A 21,319-nucleotide genomic window follows, 5' to 3' on the forward strand; every position below is an offset into this window, starting at 1 on the left:
CGGCCTGTCGTGGATCTGAGGTCAGGGGTGGCGGGTGAGGTATCCGCCCATCGAGCGGAAGTACTCGCCGGCGCCGAGCTCGGTGCCGTCGTCCAGACGGATCCGCTCGACGGCCAGGCCGTGGCTCGTGCCGCGGCGGGCCTCGGCGCCCGCGACGATCACGACGGCGTCGTCCTCGCGATAGAAGATGCGGCCGGGCGTGCCGCCGTAGATGCCCTTCGAGACGCGCGCCGCGACGATCCGCAGGCGCTGCCCCCGGTGGTAGGTATAGGCGTTCGGGTACGGGTCGGACTGCGCCCGGACCAGCCGGTCGAGCTCCTCGGCTGTCCACGTCCAGTCGATCCGGTTGTCCTCGTCCGACCGCTTGTGGAAGAAGCTGGCCTGCGACCTGTCCTGCGGCGTCCAGTCGGTGCGGCCCGATTCGATCAGCGCCAGCCCGTCGACGGTGATCGGGCCGAACAGCTCGAGCGTCTTGTGGAACAGGTCGGTGGTGGTGTCCCGCGGGCCCACCGGAACGGACCGCTGCAGCACGATGTCGCCCGCGTCGAGCTCGCCGTCCATCATGTGAGCGGTCACGCCCACCTCGCGCTCACCGTTGATGAGCGCCCAGATCAGGGGCGAGAAGCCCGCGTACTTGGGCAGCAGCGAGTCGTGCACGTTCAGCGTGCCCAGCCGGGGCAGGGCGAAGACCTGGGGCGGGATCCACGTACGCCAGTTGGTGGCGACGATGACGTCCGGCGCGGCCTCCTTGAGCGGCAGCAACAGGTCGTCGTCGGGCCGGTCCCGGGTTTCGACCGGGATGCCGTGCTCGGCAGCCAGATCGGCGACCGAGTCGCTCCAGATGCGCTCGTAGGCGTGATCGCTCTTCGGGTGGGTGACGACGAGTGTGACCTCGTGCTCCGAGTCCAGCAGCGCTTGCAGGGTGCGATGACCCCACGTCTGGTACCCGAACATGACAACCCGCACGGCTCCTCCTGACCCTTCGGCTGACCCATCGAGGTCGGCAAAAGTTAGGTTAGTCTAACCTCGCTTCCGCCGAATAAGGAGGGGAAGCCGACCCCCCTTGACGCCGTGTCGACACACTCGACACCGACCACGAGGACTGCCGATGTCACCGAATGGCCCGCAGCGCGATATCCCGGTCTACGACCTGGTGGGAGTGGGTTTCGGTCCGTCCAATCTGGCTCTGGCCATCGCTGTCCAGGAGCACAACGACGACGCCCCCGCCAACCCCGTCACGGCCGTCTTCTTCGAGCGGCAGGCCTCTTTCGGCTGGCATCGCGGCATGCTCCTGGAGGACGCCACCATGCAGGTGTCGTTCCTCAAGGACCTGGTCACCCTGCGCAACCCGGCCAGCCGGTACAGCTTCCTGTGCTACCTGCAGGACCGCGGCCGGCTGATCGACTTCATCAACCACAAGACGTTCTTCCCGCTGCGGGTCGAGTTCCACGACTACCTCGAGTGGGCGGCGGCCAAGGTCGGCGACGTGGTGCACTACGGCAGCGAGGTCACCGAGGTCGTCCCGGTCGTCCGCGACGGCGTGATCGAGGCGTTCGACGTGCTCGCGCGCACCGCCGACGGCCTGGTCACCTCGTGCCGGGCCCGCAACCTGGTGGTGGCCACCGGGCTGCGGCCCATCCTGCCGTCCGGGGTGCAGCTCGGCGAGCGCGTCTGGCACAGCCGTGACCTGCTGACGAATGTCGGCCGGGTGGAGAAGGCGGACCGCTTCGTGGTGGTCGGAGCCGGCCAGAGCGCGGCGGAGATCACGGCGTACCTGCATGAGAAGTTCCCCACGGCCGAGGTGTGCGGAGTCTTCTCGCGCTACGGCTACAGCCCGGCCGATGACAGTTCTTTCGCCAACCGCATTTTCGACCCCGCGGCCGTCGACGACTACTTCGACGCCCCGGCCGAGGTCAAGACGATGCTGATGAACTATCACAGCAACACGAACTACTCGGTGGTCGACAACGACCTGATCGAAGACCTCTACCGCCGGGTGTACCGCGAACGGGTGGCCGGGGCCAGCCGCCTGCGCCTGCTCAACATGTCCCGCCTGGCCGGCGCCCACGAGGACGGCGACCGCGTGGCGGTGAACGTCGAGATGCTCACCACCGGCGAGCAGACCACCCTCGACGCCGACGTGCTGATCTGCGCCACCGGCTACGCCCCGGTCGACCCGTTCCCGCTGCTCGGCGACGTGGCCGACCGCTGCGCCCGCGACGAGTTCGGCCGCCCGCTGGTCGACCGCGACTATCGCATCCGCACCGACGGCAGCATGACCGCGGGCGTCTATCTGCAGGGCGGCACCGAGCACACGCACGGCATCACGGCGTCGCTGCTCTCCACCTCGGCCGTCCGCTCGGGCGACATCCTCACCTCGATCGCCGCCCCCGCCCGTACGTCCCTCGGGGTCTCCTGAACGAACCCGATCCGCCGACCACGGCCGGGATGTCAACGACGAACGCGACTCCCGGCCCGGCGGCGCGCCGCCCCGGCGGCTATTCGCGCATGCCCAGGCGATAGAGATCTTCGGCGGAGGGATCCTCGGCGTCGCGGTGCTCGAGGCGCGCCTGTTGCACGAGCCGGGCCGACGTCTCGTCCAGGTCGTGCACGCTGATCAGGTTGTGTTCGAGCAGGGCGCCCAGAATTGCCAGTTGTTTGGCCGGAAGGTCGCCGGCCGCCCGCGACGACTGCCCGGCCAGGCTGCCGGCAAGCCGGCGTGCCTTCGCGACATCGCCCAGGTTGGCGTAGTCGACCGCCACGTTGTAGGCCGACGTCAGGGTCGCCGGGTGGTCCTCGCCCAGAACCCGCTGACGCCGCTCGAAGACGTCCTCGTCGAGAGTGATGGCCGCATCGAACTCCCCCGACCTTCGCAGCACAGCGGCCAGGTTGCTGGCTGCCGTGAGCGTGTCCGGGTGGTCCTCGCCGAGAAGTGCCCGGCGGCGCTCCAGCACGTCCTCGGACAACGTGTGCGCGCCGCCGAGATCGCCCAGGGCCAGCAGGCTGATGGCCAGGTTGTTCGCCGTGGCGAGCGTGGCCGGATGGTCGGGGCCCAGAAGCCGATGCCGGCGGGCGTAAGTGTCCTCCGACAGATCACGGGCGTGCTCCGGCCGATCCAGCACCCGCAGGATGCTGGCCAGGTTGTCCGCAGCGGTCAACGTGACCGGATGATCCTCACCGAGACTCCGCCGCAGCCGTTCGAGAATGTGGTCGAGCAGGTCGCGTGCCTCCTGGGCCCGACCCGTCGACGACAGCTCCACGGCCAGATTGGCCCCCGAGACCAAGGTGTTGCGGTGGTCCTCGCCCAGGCGAGCCTGATCGAGCCGGTAGATCCGCTCACGCAGCGGCAACGCCGCCAGAACCTCGCCGCGAGCATGAAGGTAACCGGCGGCACGGTCGAGCAGGTGGGGATCACCGACAGCGTCACCGGCCGCCAGCACGTGGGGAAGCAGCCGCGACCATTGAACCCAGTTCCGGGGTTCCTCCGCGGCCAGCTCGTCGGTGGCCGCGGTGAGAAGTCCCGCAGTCCGCAGGCGCCACGCGTGCGGCTGGTCCCGTTCCTCGGATCGCTCACGCAGGAGGGCGGACATCAGGCGGTGCATCTGAATGGTGTCGGACGTGACCCGCGCCAGGCTGAGTCTGCTGAGGAGACCGGCTGCCTCGGCGAACGCCAACGGCCGGCGTGCCGTGTCGGCCAGCGGCTCGGGCAGCACAGCAGCATGGTCCGGGAACAGCGCGCGGGGCACCGGGTCCGGGGCCAGCCACGCGAGCATCGTCAGCAGCTGCAGCGCAGCCGGATTCTGCGCGTCCAGCCGGTCGAACGCCAACCGGGAGGAGGCCGCGACCGATTCGGGCACCAGCTTCTGCGGGCGACCGGGCGAATCGTGCGCGGTGATGCTGCGAAGGTAGTCGTCGACCCCGATCCCGGTTTCGGCCAGGAAGGCGCCGCTGAGGGTGATCGCGAGCGGCAGATCACCGAGCGCCTCGGCGACCCGCTCCGCGTCGCGTTGACCGAGCGACGGCACCACGGCCCGCAGCAGCCGGGCCGAATCCCCACGGGAAAAAACATCAACCTGTTGGGTGCGTGCCACCTGCCGCCAGTCCGAGGTGCGCGAGGTGATGATGACGTGGCCGCGGCCGCCGGGCAGAAACCTGCTCACCGCCTCCGGATCCTCGGCGTTGTCGAACACCAGCAGCCAGCGGCTGCGGTCACGAAGCGTGCCGCCGAGGCGGGCCACCGCGCTCTCCAGCGGGGCCGTCCCGTCGACCACGCCCAGCGCGCGCGCCAATTCGGCCAGCTGGTCAGGGATCAGCGCCGGATCCTCGGCATTCACCCACCAGGCGACGTCGTAGTCGGCGCTACGGCGGTGGACGTACTCGATGACGACCGCCGATTTGCCGACACCGCCCATGCCCACCATCGCCTGGACCACTGTCGGGCCACCACGTTCGAGCTCCTGCGCCAGATCGGCCAGCTCACGCTCGCGGCCGAAGAAGGCCGCTGTCCGGGCGGGGATGTTCGACACCCTCTCCCCCGGCGCCGGCTCACCCCGTTGGCCCGACGGGCGGAGCACGACCCGCACGAAGCCGTCCGCGTGCGTCACCACGGGTTCGGGGGCGCCCAGCCGCCGGCAGTCGGCAATCGTGGTGGGGATGCCGCTGCCCTCGCCCTCGACCAGTCCGGTCCAGCTGAGGGTGCTGGCCACCCGGAAATTGCGGTGCCGGGACTCCCCGGCCAGCGCCGACAGGCCCTGTTCGGCGCCGGGTGGCAGATCACGGCCCTCCCAGTCGCCGGGGCTGCTGATCTCGAGGCGGTCGCCAAAGAGCCGTACGTGCACCGAACGCCCGCGGTCCTCGTAGTTCCGGTGCACCAACGCGTTCGCCAGCACCTCGCGGACCGCGACCATCGGATAGCGGTACACCGGCTCGGACCGCGCGCTGGACGCCGAGGGCGCTTCGCCCTGCCGTACCCGGTCGGCGACGAACTGCCACGCCTGCTCGATCTGCCGGGGCAGCGGGCCGTACAGGTCGACCCGCTCACGGTGGGCGGTCAGGTCGTCGCCGAAGTACTGGACGCACTGCACCACGGCGGTCGGCAGCACAACAGCCGGATCGTGGCCGAACAGCAGCACGCCGGCCCTGGTCAACCGACGCTCGCGCATCAGCCCGCAGCGCTCCAGGAACTGCCACGCCGAGAGGCTCTCCGGCAGCCGGTCGAGCACATCCCGCCGCAGCCGCCCGCGGAACTCCCCGAGCTGGTCCAGGTCGAAGTTGGTGGCGTCGGTCAGCCGCTCCAGATAGTCGAGCTCACCGTGCTCGGGATCGGACAGCACCGCGGCCGGCTCCTCGCCCGGCGGCTCGGGCGGGAAGTACGGATCGAGCAGGGAACGGAGGCCCGCCGTCGCACCTTCGCCGCTCAAGCCGTACGCCGGGACGCTGAGCCGGCCGGTGAGCGGCCCGAGGTCGAGATCCTCGTCCATCTCCACCAGCACCGACCGCGGATCCAGCCGCAACTCGTCGAGCCACCCGGTGGCGACCGCGCGGTACGTCGCGCACACCACCTCGGGCGCCCCCGGCTCGGCTCCCGGCGCGAACCCGGCCGCCTGCAACCAGCGGGACAGCTCGGCGGCCGGCTCGACGTCCTTCGGGTGGGCCAGCAGGCGGACCCCCCGTTGCCGGACCGGCCGGCCCGGCACCGCGGGGAGCCCGGCCGCGGCCTTGGCCCGGCGCCGATCGTGCTCCTCGGTCAGTGCCTCGAAGAGGCGGGTCTCGAGCTGGGGCGAGCCGTCGATCTCGGCGACGACCAGACCCGCATGACGCAGTCGCCGCCGGAAATCGGCCTGCCTCGCGTCGCGGTCGATGCCGGTGAGCAGGAAGACCAGGCGGGTGAGCGGCGGCTCCCGCACGCCGGCGGCCTCGAACTCCAGGTCGGGATAGGACCGGCTCGGGTCGTCGTGGACCGCCGGACCGTAGCGGGAGCCCACGATGCCCACGTAGATGTCGGCTCCGTGAACGTCCTTGACCACATCGGCCGTACGCCGGACGCCGTGGCCCTCCGGGTGGGTGAACACGCAGCCGGCCCGGCGGACGGCTGCCTCGGCGGCGGACACGAGGTCCCGGCCGACCGGGTGCTCGAGCAGATCCGGGCCGTAGCTCAGGAAGACCCGCAAGGGACGGTCCGACACAGCAGGTCAATCTACCGGGCCGGGTTGGCCCGGCCCCGGCATCTCGTCGAGGGCGGCGCGCGCGGCCTGGGCGAGGTAGTCGTCGGCGCTGAGCCCGGTGTAGCCCAGGAAGTCGACCACCGATTCCACCTCGCGCGGAAGGTCGCCCTTGGCGGCGGCGATCCGATCGGCCTGGCCGACGGTCAGCTCGGGATCGCGGCTCCTCAGCAAGGCGATCGATTCGGCCCGGCCGAACCGGCCGACGGTGATCGCCGCGGCTGCGCCGACCCGGCCGCCGTGCTGTGAGGTGATCAGCACGTGCCCCGCCTCGGCCGGCAGCCGCGACAGCACCTCGGCCGGATTCTCGATGTCGTCGAGCACCAGCAGCGAACGCTGCCCGCTCAGTGCTTCGCCGAGGTCGGGGCGGGTCTCCGCGGACTCCGGGCGGATGGTCCGGGCCAGCGCGGCCAGCTGGTCGTCGACCGGCGCCGGATCGTTGGCGCTGACCCACCAGGCCACGTCGTAGTCGCCGGCGTGCCGGTGCGCGAACTCCTTGGCCGTCGTCGTCTTGCCGGTGCCCTGGTCGCCGTGCAGCACCAGGACCGACGAGGCGGCCGAGGCGAACGCCCGCCCGATCTTGTCCAGCAGGTCGTCGCGGCCGACGAAGTTCGCCGTACGGGCGGGGATGTTCCACACCGGGCCCGAGCGCCCGCCCGGCGCGCCGCTCCGGCTCGGCCGCAACACGACCTTGACGAAGCCGTCCTGCCGCACGACAACCGGCTCCGGAGCGTCCAGTTCCGCGCAGTCGGCGACAGCGGTCGGGATGCCACTCCCCTCCCCCTCGACCAGTTTGACCCAGGTGAGGGCGCTGGCGAGCCGGAAGTTCCGCTTGCGTGACTCGCCCGCCAGCGCACGCAGATCCTGCGCCTGCTCGTCGGGGAGGGTGCGCCCGGCCCAGGCGCCGGGGCTGCTGATCTCCAGACGGTCGGCGAACAGCCGCACGTGGACGGTACGCTCGCGGTCCTCGTAATCGCGGTGCACCAGGGCGTTGGCGAGCACCTCACGCACCGCGATCATCGGGTAGGCGGCTGCCGAGCCCTCGCCCGTGCGGTCGGCGACGAACTGCCGCGCCCGTTCGATCTGGTGCGCGATCGGCCCGTGCATGTGCTCGGACTCGCGGGCGGCCGCCCGTTCGGTGCCGAAGTAGTGCGTGCACTGCACCAGCGCCGTGGGCAGCACACGTTCCGGCTGGCGGCCGAACAGCAACACGCCTGCCCGGGTCAGCCGGCCGCCGCTCATCAGGGCGCAGCTCTCGAGGAACTGCCGATCGGACAGGACGGCCGGGAGCGCGCTGAGTCGTTCCGGCCGCAGGTCGGCCCGGAAGGACGCGATGTGCCCGGTGTCGAAGTCCAGCTCGTCGGTCAGCTGGTCGAGGGCGTCGGGCCCGGTGACCGGCTCGGACGACACCGCGACCGGTGTGATCGGCTCGGCTGGTTCCGGTGGCAGGAAGGGCGCCAGAGCCTCTCGCAGCCGTCCGGCGATCGTCTCCGGCGTGCCGTCATAGGCCCGCACGCGCGTCGTATCGGCGGCGATGGCCAGGTCCTCGTCCAGCTCGACGATGATGAACGGTCCCGGTTCGAGCTGCGAGCCGCCGAGCAGGCCGGTCGCCACCGCCTTGTAGGTCGCCCCCACGACCAGCGGGCCGTCGCCGTCGCCCGCGGACACGATGAAGCCGGCCTGATTGAGCACGCCGGCCAGCCACGCCCGCCGCTCGACGTCGGCCGGGTGCGTGAGCAGCCGCACGGCGCCGGCGGAAGTTGCCGGTCCGATTCTGGTGCGCTCGGCCTCGGCCTTGGACCGCCGCCGCGCCTTCTCCTCGGTGAGCGCGTGGAGGAGCGCCACTTCGAGCTCGTCCGGACCGGCCACCGTGCTGACGATCAGACCTTCCTGCATGACCCGCTTCCGGAAGGCCTCCTGCCGGGCGCTGTTCGCGTCGCGCATCTGGTCGAACGGGATCGGCAGCACCCGGTCACCGGCGAGAAGGAACATCAGCCGGGTCAACGGCGGCCGGCGGCGGCTGGCCGCGTCGAACTCGAGTTCGGTGTACGACTTGTCGGGCTCGTCGCTGACCGCGCTGCCCCACCGGAAGCCGACCAGCCCGACCAGGATGTCGGCCTTCTCGACCGCCTCGATGGACGCCGCGGCGGCATTCTGGTCCTGAGCGGCGAAATGCTTCATGTCGACCGGCAGCCAGCCGACCTTGAGCACAGCGGACTCAGCCGCGTCGACGAAGCTGCGCCCCGCCGGATGGGCCCTGAGCTCGGACGTGTGGCTCAGAAACACCAGAAGCTTCTCGTCCGCCACAGCAGGCCACCCTACCGTCCACCGTCTACCGACGACTCTCCTCCGGACGGGCGGTGCTGCCGCCGGCCGCGGGAGGCCAACTGGGTGCTCGGCGTCGGCCTGTTCGTGTTCGGATTCCTGGCCGGCTTCACCGGTTGTTCGCTCCCCGACGACGGGCTGTCGGGCACCGGGCTGCGCATCGCGTCGGCCATCATCCTGTCCGTCCCGGTCATCGGCACCTGGGCCTCGGCGGCGCTGTTCGGCGGCGAATTCCCCGGCGAACTCATCCTCGCCCGGTTCTTCATCCTGCATGTCCTGATCGTCCCGGCCGTGCTGCTGGCGCTGGTCACCATCCACGTGGGCCTGGTCTTCGTGCAGAAGCACACGCAATGGCCGGGGCCCGGGCGCACCGAGCACAACGTGGTCGGCGAGCGCATGTTCCCCCCGGTACGCCCTGAAACAGGGCGGCATGTTCCTGTCGGTGTCCGCGGTCATCGCGCTCAGCGCCGGCCTGTTCCAGATCAACCCGATCTGGAACAGGCCCGTACCGGCCGGCCGACGTGTCCGCGGCCAGCCAGCCCGACTGGTACGTCATGTTCCTCGACGGCCTCGTGCGCCTCATGCCGGCCTGGCAGATCACCATCCCGATCGGGACGGCTACAGCATCCCGCCCATCTTCTGGCGGGCCGCGGTCGGCTTCGGCGCGATGCTGACGCTCACGGCCGCGTACCCGTTCCTGGAAAGGCGGTGGACCAGGGACCATCAGCGGCACAACCTGCTGCAGCGACCGCGCGACGTGCCCCACCGCACCGGTCTCGGCGTCATGGCGCTCACGTTCTTCCTGATCGCCACCGTCTCCGGCGGCAACGACATCATCGCCGACAAGTTCCACGTCAGCCTGAACGCGATGACCTGGGCCGGCCGGATCGGGCTGCTGCTCGGGCCGCCGCTGGCCTACGCGATCACCGTCAGTCCCCGCGAGGGTCGCGGGTGACGTCGAGCGCCCACCGCTGCCGGCCGCCCGGAACGACGGAGACGGTCACTCTTCCGGCCGCCAGAGCCTCGTCCTGAATGCCCGTCTGCTCGCCGTCACAGTGCGGTGACATGGAGGCCGCACCCCCGCCGGCGCCGCGATAGCTGACGGTGATGACGCCGCCGCCGACACACATGACGGTGATGCTCAGCGACCCCTTGTCGCCGGCCTTTCCCAGCGTCGCCTTCCACGAACCGGTGCGGTCGTCGAGATGCGCGAGGGTACGGCCGGAGTCCTCACGCGGAAACGACGGCCGCGTCACCGGCGTGGGCGAACTGGATGCGGAGACCTCAGGGGACGACAGCGAAGCCGATGCCGGCGGCGGACCCTCCGGGGCTTCGTCCGCGCTGCAGGCGGAGAGGAAGGCGGGAACGAGGGCGAGCGCCACCAGAGGACGTCCGCTCCGGAAGATCGTGGGCATGCGTCCTTTATATGCGCCGTCACACGAGCCGGGCGCCCGCCGCGGCCCGCACCCCCGCCGGGCGGGTTGCTCAGCGACTGATCGGCGCCAGGCGGGCCAGCTGGGTGACGTGGGCCGGGGTCAGCTCCTGCAGGCTGTGGGCGCCGAGCAGCTTCATGGTGCGGACGATCTGCTCGGTGAGGATCTGGATGGCCCGGTCGACGCCGGGGCGTCCGCCGGCCATCAGGCCGTACAGGTAGGCCCGGCCGATCAGGGTGAACCGGGCGCCCAGGGCGATGCAGGCGACGATGTCGGCGCCGTTCATGATGCCGGTGTCGACGGTGATCTCGACGTCGGCGCCGACCTCGCGCACGACCCGGGGCAGCAGGTGGAACGGGATCGGCGCGCGGTCGAGCTGGCGGCCGCCGTGGTTGGAGAGCACGATGCCGTCGACCCCCAGGCCGGCCAGCTTCTTCGCGTCCTCCACCGTCTGCACGCCCTTGACCGCCAGCTTGCCGGGCCACATCTCGCGGATGATCCGCAGGTCCTCGTAGCTGATGGTCGGGTCCATGGCCGCGTCGAGCAGCTCGCCGACCGTGCCGCCGGTGGCCGACAGCGAGGCGAACTCGAGCTTCGGGGTGGTCAGGAAGTCGTACCACCACCACGGGCGCGGCACCGCGTTGGCGATGGTGCGCAGGCCCAGCTGGGGCGGGATGGAGAAGCCGTTGCGCTTGTCGCGCAGCCGGGCCCCGGCCACCGGGGTGTCGACCGTGAAGAACAGCGTGTCGAAGCCGGCCTTGGCGGCCCGCTCGACCAGGGCGTACGAGATCTCGCGCTGCTTCATCACGTAGAGCTGGAACCAGTTGCGGCCGGCCGGATTCACCTCCTTGACCGTCTCGATGCTGGTGGTGCCCAGCGTGGAGAGGCAGAACGGGATGCCCGCGGCGGCCGCCGCGCCGGCGCCGGCCGTCTCGCCCTCGGTCTGCATGAGGCGGGTGAACCCGGTCGGCGCGATGCCGAACGGCAGCGCCGAGGGACCGCCGGACACGGTGGTCGACGTGTCGACGTTCGCGACGTCCCGCAGCACCGACGGGTGGAACTCGACGTCCTGGAAGGCCTGCCGGGCCCGCGCCAGCGACAGCTCACCCTCGGCGGCGCCGTCGGTGTAGTCGAAAGCGGCCCGGGGCGTGCGGCGCTTGGCGATCAGCCGCAGGTCCTCGATCGTCAGCGCGGCTTCCAGACGCCGCCTGCGGCCGTTGAGCTGGGGCCTCTTGAACTGCATGAGCTCGAGGATTTCGGCGGGCTTGGGTACCTGACGCTGGACCACGCCGCCAGCGTACGGCGAAAAATCCTCACTCGTCCAAGGTGACCGCGATGCTGCCCAGCAGATCGAGCGCCTGCGACGACGGGCTGCCCGGCTCGGCGTGATAGACGACCAGCACCTGACCCTCCGACCCGAGCACGGCCAGCTTCTCGTGGCGCAGTTCGAGCGGCCCGACCTGGGGATGCACCAGCTTGCTGACTCCGCCCGTACGGCGGCGGACGTCATGCTTGGCCCACAGCTGCCGGAAGTGGTCGCTCTGCACCGACAGCTCGCCGACCAGCGCCATGAGCCGGGGATCGGTGCTGTCGCGCACCGACACCGCGCGCAGTCCGGCCACCGCCTCGCGGGTGGCACGGTCCCAGTCCGCTCGTAGCTGCCGCTCGGCCGGGTCGAGGAACAGCGCGCGCAGCAGGTTCGCGCCCGGCCGATGGTGGGGCGACAGCGCGCGGCCGAGCAGATTGGCCCCGAGCACCCGATAGAACTCGTCCTGCACGAAGGCGGGCATGGGCAGCTGGTCGAGCAGCAGGCGGGTGCCGGTGGCGAGCCGCTGCGGACGGCGGGCGCGCCGGGCAGGCGTCGGGGCGCCCAGGGCGTGCAGGTAGGCGGCGCTGTCCGCGTCCAGTTTCAGGGCCCGGGCCAAGGCGTTGAGCACCTGCGGGGACGGGTGCCGGTCGCGGCCCTGTTCGAGCCGCAGATAATAGTCGGCGCTGATCCCGGCCAGCAGCGCCAGTTCCTCGCGGCGCAGGCCGGCCACCTTGCGCCGGCTGCCCGGGGGCAGGCCGACGTCCTCGGGCCGGATCGTCTCGCGGCGTGCCCGCAGATACGGGCCCAGACCTTCAGCAGCGCTCACCCTTTCACCGTACGGAGAGAGGGCGGCCGGAAGGTGGTCCCGGCAACCCCAGGATCAGCGGGACGCACCGAAGCGGCGCCGAACGGTCGCATTCTCCAAGCCATGGACATCATCACCACTCCCTTCGACGCTTCCGCCACCGCCGATCAGGTCAGCGAGGACGCCGACCTCGCCGGCAAACGTGCGATCGTCACCGGCGGCGCCTCCGGCATCGGCGTCGAGACCGCGCGCACCCTGGCCCGCCGGGGCGCGGCCGTCACCCTCGCGGTCCGTGACCGGGCCCGCGGCGAGCTGGTCGCGGCCGAGATCGTCGCGTCCACCGGCAACCCGCGGGTCGAGGTCCGGCCGCTGGAACTGACCGACCGGGCCTCGGTCGCCGCCTTCGTCGCGGCCTGGACCGGACCGTTGCACCTGCTGATCAACAATGCCGGGGTCATGGCCATCCAGGAGCGCCGGCTCGACCCGTACGGCTGGGAAGCGCAGTTCGCCACCAACCACCTGGGACATTTCGCGCTCACCGTGGGTCTGCGCCCGGCGCTGGCGGCGGCCGGCGGGGCCCGCGTGGTGTCGCTGAGCTCGTCCGGCCATCTGTTCTCACCGGTCGTCTTCGACGACATCAACTTCAACTTCCGCCCGTACGATCCGGTGCTGGCGTACGGGCAGTCGAAGACCGCGGTCAACCTGTTCACCGTGGCCGCCACCGATCGCTGGCGCGACGACGGCATCACCGCCAACGCGGTCAACCCGGGCGCCATCGCCACCCCGCTGCAACGGCACGTCGGCGGCAAGCTGGCCACCCCGATCGAGCTGCGGAAGTCCACCGAGCAGGGCGCCTCGACCACGGTGCTCGTGGCCGTTTCGCACCTGCTCGAGGGCATCGGCGGCCGCTACTTCAACGACAACCAGGAGGCGTCCGTGGTCGACCACCGCCCCGCCGAGGTGCCCGACCTGGTGGCGAGCGTGGCCGCCTACTCCCTCGACCCGGCCAACGCGGACCGCCTGTGGACGTTGTCCGCCGCCGCTCTTCGCTGAATGTGCGAGCATGACCGCCATGTCGGGCCGACGGGATATCCGCCTCTGGAACAGTGCCGCCGGCCAGTACGCCGAGCACGTGAACGGAACCAGCGACTCGTTCTATCGGCGGCTCGCCCCCTTCCTGTGGCAGGCCTTGGGCGACGTCAGCGGCCGGTCCGTGCTGGATCTCGGCTGCGGCCACGGGTGGCTCGGCGAGCAGCTCCGCTCGGCGGGCGCCGTCGTGACCGGCATCGACGGCAGCACGGCGCTGCTCGAACGGGCCGCCGGCGCCTTTCCGGACATCACCTTCGTCGCGCACGACCTGACGGCCGGCCTTCCGCGTCCGCTGACGCAGTATCACGCCGTGGTCGCGCACATGGTGCTGATGGACCTTCCCGACCTCGATCAGCTCGTCCGCGACGTGCGTGACTCGTTGACTCCGCAGGGATCCTTCACGTTCTCGATCCTGCACCCGAGCTTCTTCGCCCAGGAGCCGGTCGACGACGGGGAGCGGTACCGAAAGGTCACCGGCTACCTGCGTCACGAGCAGCGCTGGATCACGACCTTCGGCGGCCATCAGCACTACCACCGTCCGCTCTCGTGGTACGTGGATCTGCTCGTCAGCAACGGGTTCGTCGTCACCGGCCTGCACGAGCCGCCGACGCTGCCCCACCACACCCGGCCCGAATCCGAGTGGACCGACTACGAACGCTGGTTCGCGACCATCCCCACCATGCTGGCCCTGACCTGCCGGCCCGCGCCGGCTTCGGCCGTCTGATCAGCCCCGCGGCACCCCGCGTCCGCGCACAAGCGGGAGGAACAGCTCGTCGACGATGTCGACCAGCGTCCGGTCGGGGACGGTGGGGATGCCACGCGTCGCGTACTCGGCTCGCAGCAGCATCATCGGCATCGCGGCGACCAGCGGGTGGACGGCGGCGGCCGGCGCCTCGCCGCGTGCGACTGCTCGTTCGAGCATCGTCAGCCATGCCCGGTCCATCGTGTCGGCGCCTGAGCGTTCGCGCATGAGATCGAGCAATTCCGGTTCGTCGGCTGCAGCCGCCAGCAGGCTGCGCAGGACGGCGCCGTACGGGGAGGACCACGTCTCGTTGGCCGCGCGCAACATCTCGAGGGCGTCCCCGCGCAGCGTGCCCGTGTCGGGGTCGGGCATGGCGGCGTCGGTCAGGTGGCGGTAGGCGGCGATGCCCAGCGCCGCCCGATGCGGCCACCGGCGGTAGATGGCGTTCTTGTTGGTGCCGGCCCGGACAGCCACCTTGTCCATGGTCAGGCCGGCGTAACCGGATTCGCGCAATTCCTCGGCCGCCGCGCGCAGGATCGCCTGTTCCAGTTCCTCGCCTCGCCGTCGCGCGCCCATGCGTTATAGGGTACGCGACGTACCCTATGGAGGAGGGAAGGCCCATGCGCGTCTTCGGCTTGAACTACGACACCGGCTTCGTGAGCGCCGGATCCACGACCCACGAGCCGTTCGACGCCGAGACGGTGCGGCGCGACCTCCACGTCATCCGCGACGAACTGCACTGCGACGCCGTACGGATCACCGGCGGCGTGCAGGACAGAATCGAACTCGCCGCACGCTACGCCGCCGAAGCCGGCCTGGAGGTCTGGTACTGCCCGTTCACCAACGGCCTCGACCGCGAAGGCCTGCGCGCGTTCGTGCTGGACGGCGCCGAACGAGCCGAGCGCCTGCGCCGCGGCGGCGCCTCGGTCGTCTACCTGACGGGTTCCGAGATCTCGCTGTTCACCGACGGCTTCCTGCCGGGACGGGACCTACCCGAACGCATGGCGCTGTTCACCGACCCGATGCGCATGCGCGAGGCCGTGCCCGCCGCACGAGCCGCCGTACGTGACTTCTTCGCCGAGCTGGTGCCCGCCGTGCGGAAACGCTTCGGCGGCCCGATCAGCTACGCCTCGATCCCGCTGGAGGACGTCGACTGGGCGTTGTTCGACATCATCGCCAGCGACGCCGGCTACCGCGACGCGAGCAACGCCGCCACGTTCCCCCAGACCCTGGCCACAGCGGTGAGCCAGGGCAAGCCGTACGCCGTGACCGAATTCGGCTGCTGCACCTTCCACGGCGCACCCGGAGTAGCCGGCGCAGCCGAACCGGTCAGCTACGACAACAACGGCCGTGCAGCGAAGCTCAACGCCGACCTTTCGCGCGACGAGGAGGGCCAGGCCCGCTACATCCTGAACCTGGTGCGCGACTACGAGGCGGGCGGCGTGGAAGCGGCCTTCGTCTACACGTTCGCCAACCGCCACCTGCCCACCACCGACGACCCGGACCACGACTACGACCTGGCCGCCCGAGGCATCGTCCGCGTACAGCCGGACGGTTCATGGACCCCGAAGGCCGCCTTCCACGCCCTGGCCGACTACGGCCGCCATCGAGCCGCCTGACCGTTACACGGTCTCCCTGCGGCCCGGTCAGCGGCTCGAACGCTGGGCGATGCACGGCTTCCGGGTCACTCAACCGGTTGCGGCGGCACCGTCTCCGACCTGCCACATCTCATAGTTGCCGCATTCGGCCGTGGCCTCGGCCGTCGCCCGAGCCGCGGTGAGGAAGTCGTCGACCAGCGGGCGAGGTGCGCGATGGCGCTACCGCCGGAAAGCCGCTGGTCGCGGCGCGGAGCATCGGCTCACCCGGGCAGGGATTCCTGGGCCGGACGGCCACCGAGGAGGATCCGGCTCTTCCCAGCAGCGACGAGCACAAGGGCACCCTACGGGCTCGTAACGTCGGGGAATCCACCGTGATCGGCCTCGCCGAGCGGGGAGTGCGGTCGTCGGTCGTGCGGATCGCCAACATCGCGCACGACACGACCGATCGTGCCGGCTTCCTCCCGGCGCTGATCGCGCTCGCGAAGGAGAAGGGCTTCATCGGCTACCCGGCAGACGGCGCCAACCGGTGGAACGCCGTGCATGCCCGCGACCTCGCCTCCTTGTTCCGCCTGGCGCTGGAGAAGGGGCCGGCCGGCAGATACTGGCACGCGATTGACGACGGGGGCATCCCGTTCCGCGAGATCGCCGAGGCCATCGGCAGCCGGCTGGGCCTGCCCGCCGTGAGCGTTCCCGTCGACGAACTGGTGCTGCCGGGATACTTCGGGTTCCTCGCGAACATCGTCACGCAGAGCTATCCGGCGTCCAACCTCATCACCCGCCGGACCCTCGGCTGGGAACCCGTTCAGCCCCGCCTGCTCGACGATCTGGACAACGGTCACTACTTCCCCGCAGCAGACGCCGAGGGTCGTTGAACCGCCTTAGCTCCGACGGTTCCGGGCCGAACAGAAAGGGGAGGTGTTCGCGGAGGTGATGGTCCGGATGGTTCCGCAACAGGTCGGGGACTGGGTGCTGCACGAACTGCCCCGGCTCAACGAGGCGATTCTGCAGGATCACGCGCCGCTCGAGGTACTGGTCACCGAGTCACGCCAGCACGTCCTGCACCATCTGCCCGATGTGAACCGGCTGACGCCGGTGGAGGCTCAGCGGCTCGTGGTGCATCTGGGGTTTGTCGGCGCCTCGGTTGCTCGTCACTATCAAGAACGCAGTCCCGGTGGCACGGAGCATCCCGAACGCGCGTTCGCCGGGCTGGCCGTCGGCCATGATCGGCTTCCGTTCCGGCGCTATTTCGCGGCCCTGGCGGATCAGACCGGCGCCGGTCACTACGAACGTGACAGCTACGCCTCACTGGTGCGGTGGAATGTCGGCACAGTGCTGGTACGCCGAAGCGGTGAGGTCGTGGCTGAACTACCGGGCGTCTTCGACGACGGGCATATCCGCAGCTATACCGGCACGCCCGGTGAGCACCGTTTCTTCCTCCTGGTCAAGCAGGGGGAAGCTATCGAGCTCGCGGTCAATTGCACCCTGCTGCCCCTCATGCGCGACGACGCCGACCTGACCGGCGAGAATGCCCGTCACCGGGTCCGGGAAGCCACAGTTCTGCTCGGCGCCTTGCGCCGCTTACTCCTCGACTTCGCGGCGTCGCCGCCGGACCAGACCATGGCCGCCGAGATGTTCATGGACGTGTTCCGGCAGTTCGCCGCGCATTGGACACCGGATGACATCCCACCCAGCGGCGCTCTGGACCCGGAAGCGCTGAAACGTGACTTCCTGCTGGGAATCGCCGAGCCCGGCTACGACCGGTTGGCCCAGCGGCTGTTCCCGGCGTTGCTCGAACAGGAACGCGCCGACATCGGCGGCCTGATGTCCGCTCCGACGCTGCCGCAGCGACTGCTCGGCGAGATCGGGTGGGACGAGTCCGCATTGAGACTTTCCGGCGACGCGGAGCTACGGCGGCTCGTCGCCCGGTATCCGGCGCTGATCGACTGGTACCGGCTGCTCGCCATGCATGCCCAGGTCTCCGGCGCGCACCTGATGCTGAGCAAGCGTTACCTCTTTCATCCGCAGCGACTGCGCGACCGGGCCGGACTCGGTGACCGGCATCTGGTGTCCAACCGAGCCGGCACCACGGGCATGACCGAGTCGTTCCTGGAGCGCCTTACCCGCGCCCGCCAGCGGCACACCCTGGCCGCGCTCCGCCCGGTGTTGACCGCTGATGGCCCGGCAAGGACGCCCCTCGCGCAAGTAGACCGCCGACGAGCAGAGGCCGCGCCGGTCGTGCTGGAGCTGACCGGATGAGCGCAACGGACGAAGGAGACGGCAGCCGAGTGCAAGCACCGACAGGAGCCGGAGGAGATCAGAGCGCGCGTCAGCCGACGCCTGAGGTCGGCCACGACCAGTTGATGGCGTTGATCGATCACACGTCGGCGGTGATCTACATGCGGAAGTCCGACGGGCGATACCTGCTGGTGAACCGGGAGTATGAACGGCTGTTCGACCTGCGTCGCGAGGACATCGTGGGGCTCACCGACCACGACCTGTTCCCCCGCGAGGTCGCTGACGCGTTTCGTGAGAATGATCGGCAGGCGCTGGCCGGAGGGGTCCCGATCCAGCGGGAGGAGTCCGTGCCCGGCGACGACGGCGTGCGGACCTACCTGACTGTCAAGTTTCCTCTGATCGACGAGCACGGCATTCCGTACGCGGTAGCCGGCATCTCCACCGACATCACCGAGCGCAGCCGGGCCGAAGCCGCGCTGCGTGACAGCGAGGAACGGTTCCGCCTGCTCGCTGAACACGCCCAGGACATCATCTTCCGGTACCGGCTGGGTTCAGCTCCGGCGATGGAGTACCTGAGCCGAGCCGTCGAGGCGATCACCGGCTTCGCGGCCGAGGACTACTACGCCGATCCCCAGCTGCTCGTGAGCCGGATCGAGCCCGAGGACCGGCGGATGTTCGAGCAGTCCTGGCAGGCGCCCCGTTCCGGGACCACCACCTTCCGTCTGCGCCGCCGCGACGGCGAGGTGGTCTGGATGGAGCAGCGAGCCAGCGCGGTCACCGATGATGCCGGCGAACTCGTCGCCGTCGAGGGCATCCTGCGCGACGTCACCGAACGGATGGCCGCCGAACAGGAACGCTCCCAACTCGAACAACAGCTGCGCCAAGCGGAACGGCTCGACTCCCTCGGGCAACTCGCCGGCGGAGTCGCCCACGACTTCAACAACATCCTCGCGGTGATCTCCGGATACGCTGACATGCTCGTCGACGAGCTCGGCGACGACCATCCCAGCCGGCCGGACGCGGCCAGTATCAAACAGGCTGCGGCCCGGGGCACCGCGTTGACCCGCCAACTGCTCCTGTTCAGCCACTCCGAACCGTCGAAAGCGGAACTGCTGGACCTCAACACCGTCACGGCGGAAATGCTGTTGCTGCTCGACCGGACACTCGGCGAGGACATCGAGCTCTCCACGGTGCTGGCCCCGGATCTTCCCCCGGTGGTCATGGACCGCAGCAAGTTCGAGCAGGTCCTGATGAACGCGGTGCTCAACGCCCGTGCCGCGATGACGTCCGGGGGCCGGCTGACGATCAGCACCAGCCTCGAACACGGCGGTGAAGGCGGCAAGCTGGTCAGCCTGGCGGTGGCCGACACCGGCAGCGGCATGACGCCGGAGGTCCTGGCACGCGCCTTCGAGCCGTTCTTCACGACCAAGGGCCGCGGCAGCGGCACCGGCTTGGGGCTGGCCACCACGTACGGCGTGGTCACCGAAGCGGGCGGCACGATCAGCCTGGAGTCGAAGGTGGGCGGTGGCACAACTCTGCGGGTCCGCCTGCCCGCCAGCGATGAGGACGCGCCCACCGTCAGCCCGGCCTTACCGGAGGCATCCGCCCTGACCGGCAACGGCCAGCGGATCCTGGTCGTCGAGGACGAGGAAGCGGTCCGCGACATCGTCTGCCGGCTGCTCGTGAAAGGGGGCTACAAGGTCTTCGCCGCTCAGCACCCCGCCGAAGCTCTCCGCATGTGCCGCGACGGTGCGCTCGCCTTCGACGTGCTGGTCACCGACGTGATCATGCCCGGCATGTCGGGCACCCAGCTGTTCGCAGAGCTACGACGAGACCGGCCAAATTTGCCGGTGCTTTTCATGTCCGGCTACACCAGCGGCCCGGCACCGGGCGGTCAGGAACTGCCGCCCGACGCCCCGCTGATCCGCAAGCCGTTCGAGAGTCATGTTTTCCTCAAGGAGATGTACCAGCTGGCCACCGAACGCGTCTGATCTTCGTTTGCGCGCGGTCTCCCTCGGCCGCGGTGCCCGGGGTCAATCGCAGATCGGTGCGCTGGTCGCCCGCTGGGTACGGACCTGACGCCGGCCGGCGGTCGACGATCGGCGCTAGGGCTTGCGGGCCACCGCCCCGTAGACCGAGACCTGCCCGTCCGAGGGCGGCGGTTGATCGGTGGCCTCGCCGAGATCCGGTCGCCACGCGGGCAGGATCTGCAGTCCGGGTTCCACCATCTCCAGGCCGGTGAAGAACTGTCCGATCTGCTCCTTGGAACGGACCTTCATGGTGACGCCCTGCCGGCGGTAGACCTCCGTCACGTGCTCCCAGGCCTCCGGCCGGAAGTCGCCGGTCAGGTGCGACAACGCCAGGTAGCTGCCTGCAGGCAACGCTGCCAGGAGCCGGTCGACGATGTCCCCCGGATGGTGCTCGTCGCCGATGAAATGCAGGATCGCCATGAGGAGCAAGCCGACCGGGCGGTCCAGGTCGAGAGTGTCGCTCAGGGTCTTCGAGCCGAGGATCGTGTCGACGTCGCGCAGGTCCGCGTCGATGTAGTCGGTCTTGCCGTCGGGATGGCTGGTCAGCAGCGCACGGGCGTGGGCCAGCACGATCGGGTCGTTGTCCACGTAGACGATCCGTGCGCGGGCATTGATCGCCTGGGCGACATGGTGGACGTTCGGCGCGCTCGGGATCCCGGTCCCGATGTCGAGGAACTGATCGATGCCCTGCTCGGCCAGGAACCGCACCGCCCGGCGCAGGAACAGCCGGTTCTCGCGCGGTGGGATCCGGCTGTCCGGGTTGGCCTGCATGCCCTTGTGGGCCGCCTCGCGGTCGGCCGCGAAGTTGTCCTTGCCGCCGAGAAGGTAGTCGTACACCCGGGCCGGGTGCGGGCGATCGGTGCGCAGGTCGATCCGGGCCCCGGGATCCAGGTCGTCTTGTTCGGACATCCGTGACATCTCCTTCACCGGCCTCCCGCGGGCCGGGTCGGCTACCGCAGGATCCTAGAGACCGGCTGCGGCCGGGTCGAGGCCTGCTGGTCCGCGCTCACCGGGCGACCCAACGGTGGTAGGCGTCCAGGTCGACGTTGCCGCCACAGACGATCGTGACCACGTGGCGGCCGGCGAAGCGGTCCGGATCTTCCAGGACGGCGGCGACGCCGAGGGCGGCCGACGGTTCGACGACCAGCTCCAGGCCGATGGTCGCCGCGCCCTCGCAGGTCTCGAGATCGAGGCTGTCCTCGACCAGCCGGACGCCCCGCCGACGGGCGATGGTCGCCGCCCGTTCGCGGGCCGTCTCGAAGTCGCCGTCCGCCAGCTCCAGGTGCGCCCCGAAGGAGCGGATCCTCTCAAGCTTGACCGCCGGCGCCAGGCGCCGTGCCACCACCGTCACGTCCACTCCCCGGCAGCGGCCCGACCAACCCAGCGCCTGACCGAGGTTGCCGGCGCTGGCGCACACCACCGCCGCAGCCGAGCCGGCTTCCCAGCGCGTCACACCGGTACAGCGGCGAGTCCAGAAAGACCGGGTCGATCACCTCGCGGGCCGCGCGGATCCGGTCAAGATCGGGTCGGGT

Annotated in this window: 16 protein-coding genes and 1 pseudogene; 8 read left to right on the forward strand and 9 right to left on the reverse strand. The window is 70.3% G+C overall.

What is annotated here, in order from left to right; all coding sequences use genetic code 11:
* Window positions 1-21 precede the first annotated feature (21 nt).
* Window positions 22-966 (reverse strand): methionyl-tRNA formyltransferase, encoded by a 945-nt coding sequence (locus KXC43_RS07860; protein ID WP_221375299.1) that lies wholly within the window; start codon window positions 964-966, stop codon window positions 22-24.
* A 142-nt stretch (window positions 967-1,108) separates the two neighbouring features.
* Here KXC43_RS07860 and KXC43_RS07865 point away from each other — a divergent pair, with 142 nt between their 5' ends.
* The gene (locus tag KXC43_RS07865; RefSeq protein WP_221375300.1) at window positions 1,109-2,419 is read left to right on the forward strand and encodes a lysine N(6)-hydroxylase/L-ornithine N(5)-oxygenase family protein; all 1,311 of its coding nucleotides are present in this window, start codon (window positions 1,109-1,111) and stop codon (window positions 2,417-2,419) included.
* A 79-nt stretch (window positions 2,420-2,498) separates the two neighbouring features.
* Here KXC43_RS07865 and fxsT read toward each other — a convergent pair whose 3' ends face one another.
* Together fxsT and KXC43_RS07875 are read right to left on the reverse strand one after the other, a co-directional pair.
* Complete coding sequence (gene fxsT, locus KXC43_RS07870; protein ID WP_221375301.1) at window positions 2,499-6,185, reverse strand: FxSxx-COOH system tetratricopeptide repeat protein; 3,687 nt, start codon at window positions 6,183-6,185, stop codon at window positions 2,499-2,501.
* 6 nt (window positions 6,186-6,191) lie between these two features.
* The gene (locus tag KXC43_RS07875) at window positions 6,192-8,528 is read right to left on the reverse strand and encodes a DUF4062 domain-containing protein (RefSeq protein ID WP_308129002.1); all 2,337 of its coding nucleotides are present in this window, start codon (window positions 8,526-8,528) and stop codon (window positions 6,192-6,194) included.
* A 60-nt stretch (window positions 8,529-8,588) separates the two neighbouring features.
* Here KXC43_RS07875 and KXC43_RS07880 point away from each other — a divergent pair.
* Window positions 8,589-9,474: pseudogene (locus KXC43_RS07880) on the forward strand (cytochrome b); the annotation flags it as partial.
* 1 nt (window position 9,475) lies between these two features.
* On the opposite strand, the gene KXC43_RS07885 reads toward KXC43_RS07880, so the two are convergent.
* The 3 genes from KXC43_RS07885 to KXC43_RS07895 all read right to left on the reverse strand — a co-directional run bounded on the left by KXC43_RS07885 (window position 9,476) and on the right by KXC43_RS07895 (window position 12,114).
* Complete coding sequence (locus tag KXC43_RS07885; RefSeq protein ID WP_221375303.1) at window positions 9,476-9,961, reverse strand: hypothetical protein; 486 nt, start codon at window positions 9,959-9,961, stop codon at window positions 9,476-9,478.
* 70 nt (window positions 9,962-10,031) lie between these two features.
* The gene (locus KXC43_RS07890; RefSeq protein WP_221375304.1) at window positions 10,032-11,267 is read right to left on the reverse strand and encodes an alpha-hydroxy acid oxidase; all 1,236 of its coding nucleotides are present in this window, start codon (window positions 11,265-11,267) and stop codon (window positions 10,032-10,034) included.
* A gap of 25 nt (window positions 11,268-11,292) precedes the next feature.
* Window positions 11,293-12,114: a helix-turn-helix domain-containing protein gene (locus tag KXC43_RS07895; RefSeq protein WP_221375305.1), complete on the reverse strand. Its 822-nt coding sequence runs from the start codon at window positions 12,112-12,114 to the stop codon at window positions 11,293-11,295.
* 102 nt (window positions 12,115-12,216) lie between these two features.
* Here KXC43_RS07895 and KXC43_RS07900 point away from each other — a divergent pair, with 102 nt between their 5' ends.
* On the forward strand, window positions 12,217-13,146 hold the full coding sequence (locus KXC43_RS07900) for an SDR family NAD(P)-dependent oxidoreductase (RefSeq protein ID WP_221375306.1): 930 nt from the start codon (window positions 12,217-12,219) through the stop codon (window positions 13,144-13,146).
* Between the two features lie 10 nt (window positions 13,147-13,156).
* Entirely contained in the window at window positions 13,157-13,906 is a 750-nt protein-coding gene (locus KXC43_RS07905) for a class I SAM-dependent DNA methyltransferase (RefSeq protein ID WP_221375307.1), read from the forward strand.
* Here the strand turns inward: KXC43_RS07905 and KXC43_RS07910 are convergent, their stop codons facing one another.
* Window positions 13,907-14,500, reverse strand: coding sequence for a TetR/AcrR family transcriptional regulator (locus KXC43_RS07910; protein ID WP_221375308.1), 594 nt, complete (start codon window positions 14,498-14,500; stop codon window positions 13,907-13,909).
* Window positions 14,501-14,544: 44 nt separating this feature from the next.
* Here KXC43_RS07910 and KXC43_RS07915 point away from each other — a divergent pair, with 44 nt between their 5' ends.
* From KXC43_RS07915 to KXC43_RS07930, 4 genes are all read left to right on the forward strand, one after another.
* A complete protein-coding gene (locus KXC43_RS07915; RefSeq protein WP_221375309.1) occupies window positions 14,545-15,543 on the forward strand; it encodes a glycoside hydrolase family 113 protein in 999 nt (332 codons plus the stop codon).
* A gap of 185 nt (window positions 15,544-15,728) precedes the next feature.
* Window positions 15,729-16,394, forward strand: coding sequence for a Rossmann-fold NAD(P)-binding domain-containing protein (locus tag KXC43_RS07920; protein WP_221375310.1), 666 nt, complete (start codon window positions 15,729-15,731; stop codon window positions 16,392-16,394).
* A 94-nt stretch (window positions 16,395-16,488) separates the two neighbouring features.
* On the forward strand, window positions 16,489-17,778 hold the full coding sequence (locus KXC43_RS07925; protein ID WP_308129003.1) for a hypothetical protein: 1,290 nt from the start codon (window positions 16,489-16,491) through the stop codon (window positions 17,776-17,778).
* A gap of 104 nt (window positions 17,779-17,882) precedes the next feature.
* Window positions 17,883-19,748, forward strand: coding sequence for a hybrid sensor histidine kinase/response regulator (locus tag KXC43_RS07930; protein ID WP_255643702.1), 1,866 nt, complete (start codon window positions 17,883-17,885; stop codon window positions 19,746-19,748).
* 114 nt (window positions 19,749-19,862) lie between these two features.
* Here the strand turns inward: KXC43_RS07930 and KXC43_RS07935 are convergent, their stop codons facing one another.
* Both KXC43_RS07935 and KXC43_RS07940 read right to left on the reverse strand, forming a co-directional pair.
* Window positions 19,863-20,696 (reverse strand): SAM-dependent methyltransferase, encoded by an 834-nt coding sequence (locus KXC43_RS07935; RefSeq protein ID WP_221375312.1) that lies wholly within the window; start codon window positions 20,694-20,696, stop codon window positions 19,863-19,865.
* 97 nt (window positions 20,697-20,793) lie between these two features.
* Window positions 20,794-21,240: a pyridoxal-phosphate dependent enzyme gene (locus KXC43_RS07940; RefSeq protein ID WP_308129004.1), complete on the reverse strand. Its 447-nt coding sequence runs from the start codon at window positions 21,238-21,240 to the stop codon at window positions 20,794-20,796.
* Between the last annotated feature and the right edge of the window lie 79 nt (window positions 21,241-21,319).

This window comes from Paractinoplanes polyasparticus (assembly GCF_019710575.1).
GTDB lineage: Bacteria > Actinomycetota > Actinomycetes > Mycobacteriales > Micromonosporaceae > Actinoplanes > Actinoplanes polyasparticus.

Coding starts and splice junctions, on each gene's coding strand:
- KXC43_RS07865 (WP_221375300.1), top strand. CDS start 1,109: ATGTCACCGAATGGCCCGCAGCGCGATATCCCGGTCTACGACCTGGTG.
- KXC43_RS07885 (WP_221375303.1), bottom strand. CDS start 9,961: ATGCCCACGATCTTCCGGAGCGGACGTCCTCTGGTGGCGCTCGCCCTC.
- KXC43_RS07900 (WP_221375306.1), top strand. CDS start 12,217: ATGGACATCATCACCACTCCCTTCGACGCTTCCGCCACCGCCGATCAG.
- KXC43_RS07905 (WP_221375307.1), top strand. CDS start 13,157: ATGACCGCCATGTCGGGCCGACGGGATATCCGCCTCTGGAACAGTGCC.
- KXC43_RS07910 (WP_221375308.1), bottom strand. CDS start 14,500: ATGGGCGCGCGACGGCGAGGCGAGGAACTGGAACAGGCGATCCTGCGC.
- KXC43_RS07915 (WP_221375309.1), top strand. CDS start 14,545: ATGCGCGTCTTCGGCTTGAACTACGACACCGGCTTCGTGAGCGCCGGA.
- KXC43_RS07930 (WP_255643702.1), top strand. CDS start 17,883: ATGGCGTTGATCGATCACACGTCGGCGGTGATCTACATGCGGAAGTCC.
- KXC43_RS07935 (WP_221375312.1), bottom strand. CDS start 20,696: ATGTCCGAACAAGACGACCTGGATCCCGGGGCCCGGATCGACCTGCGC.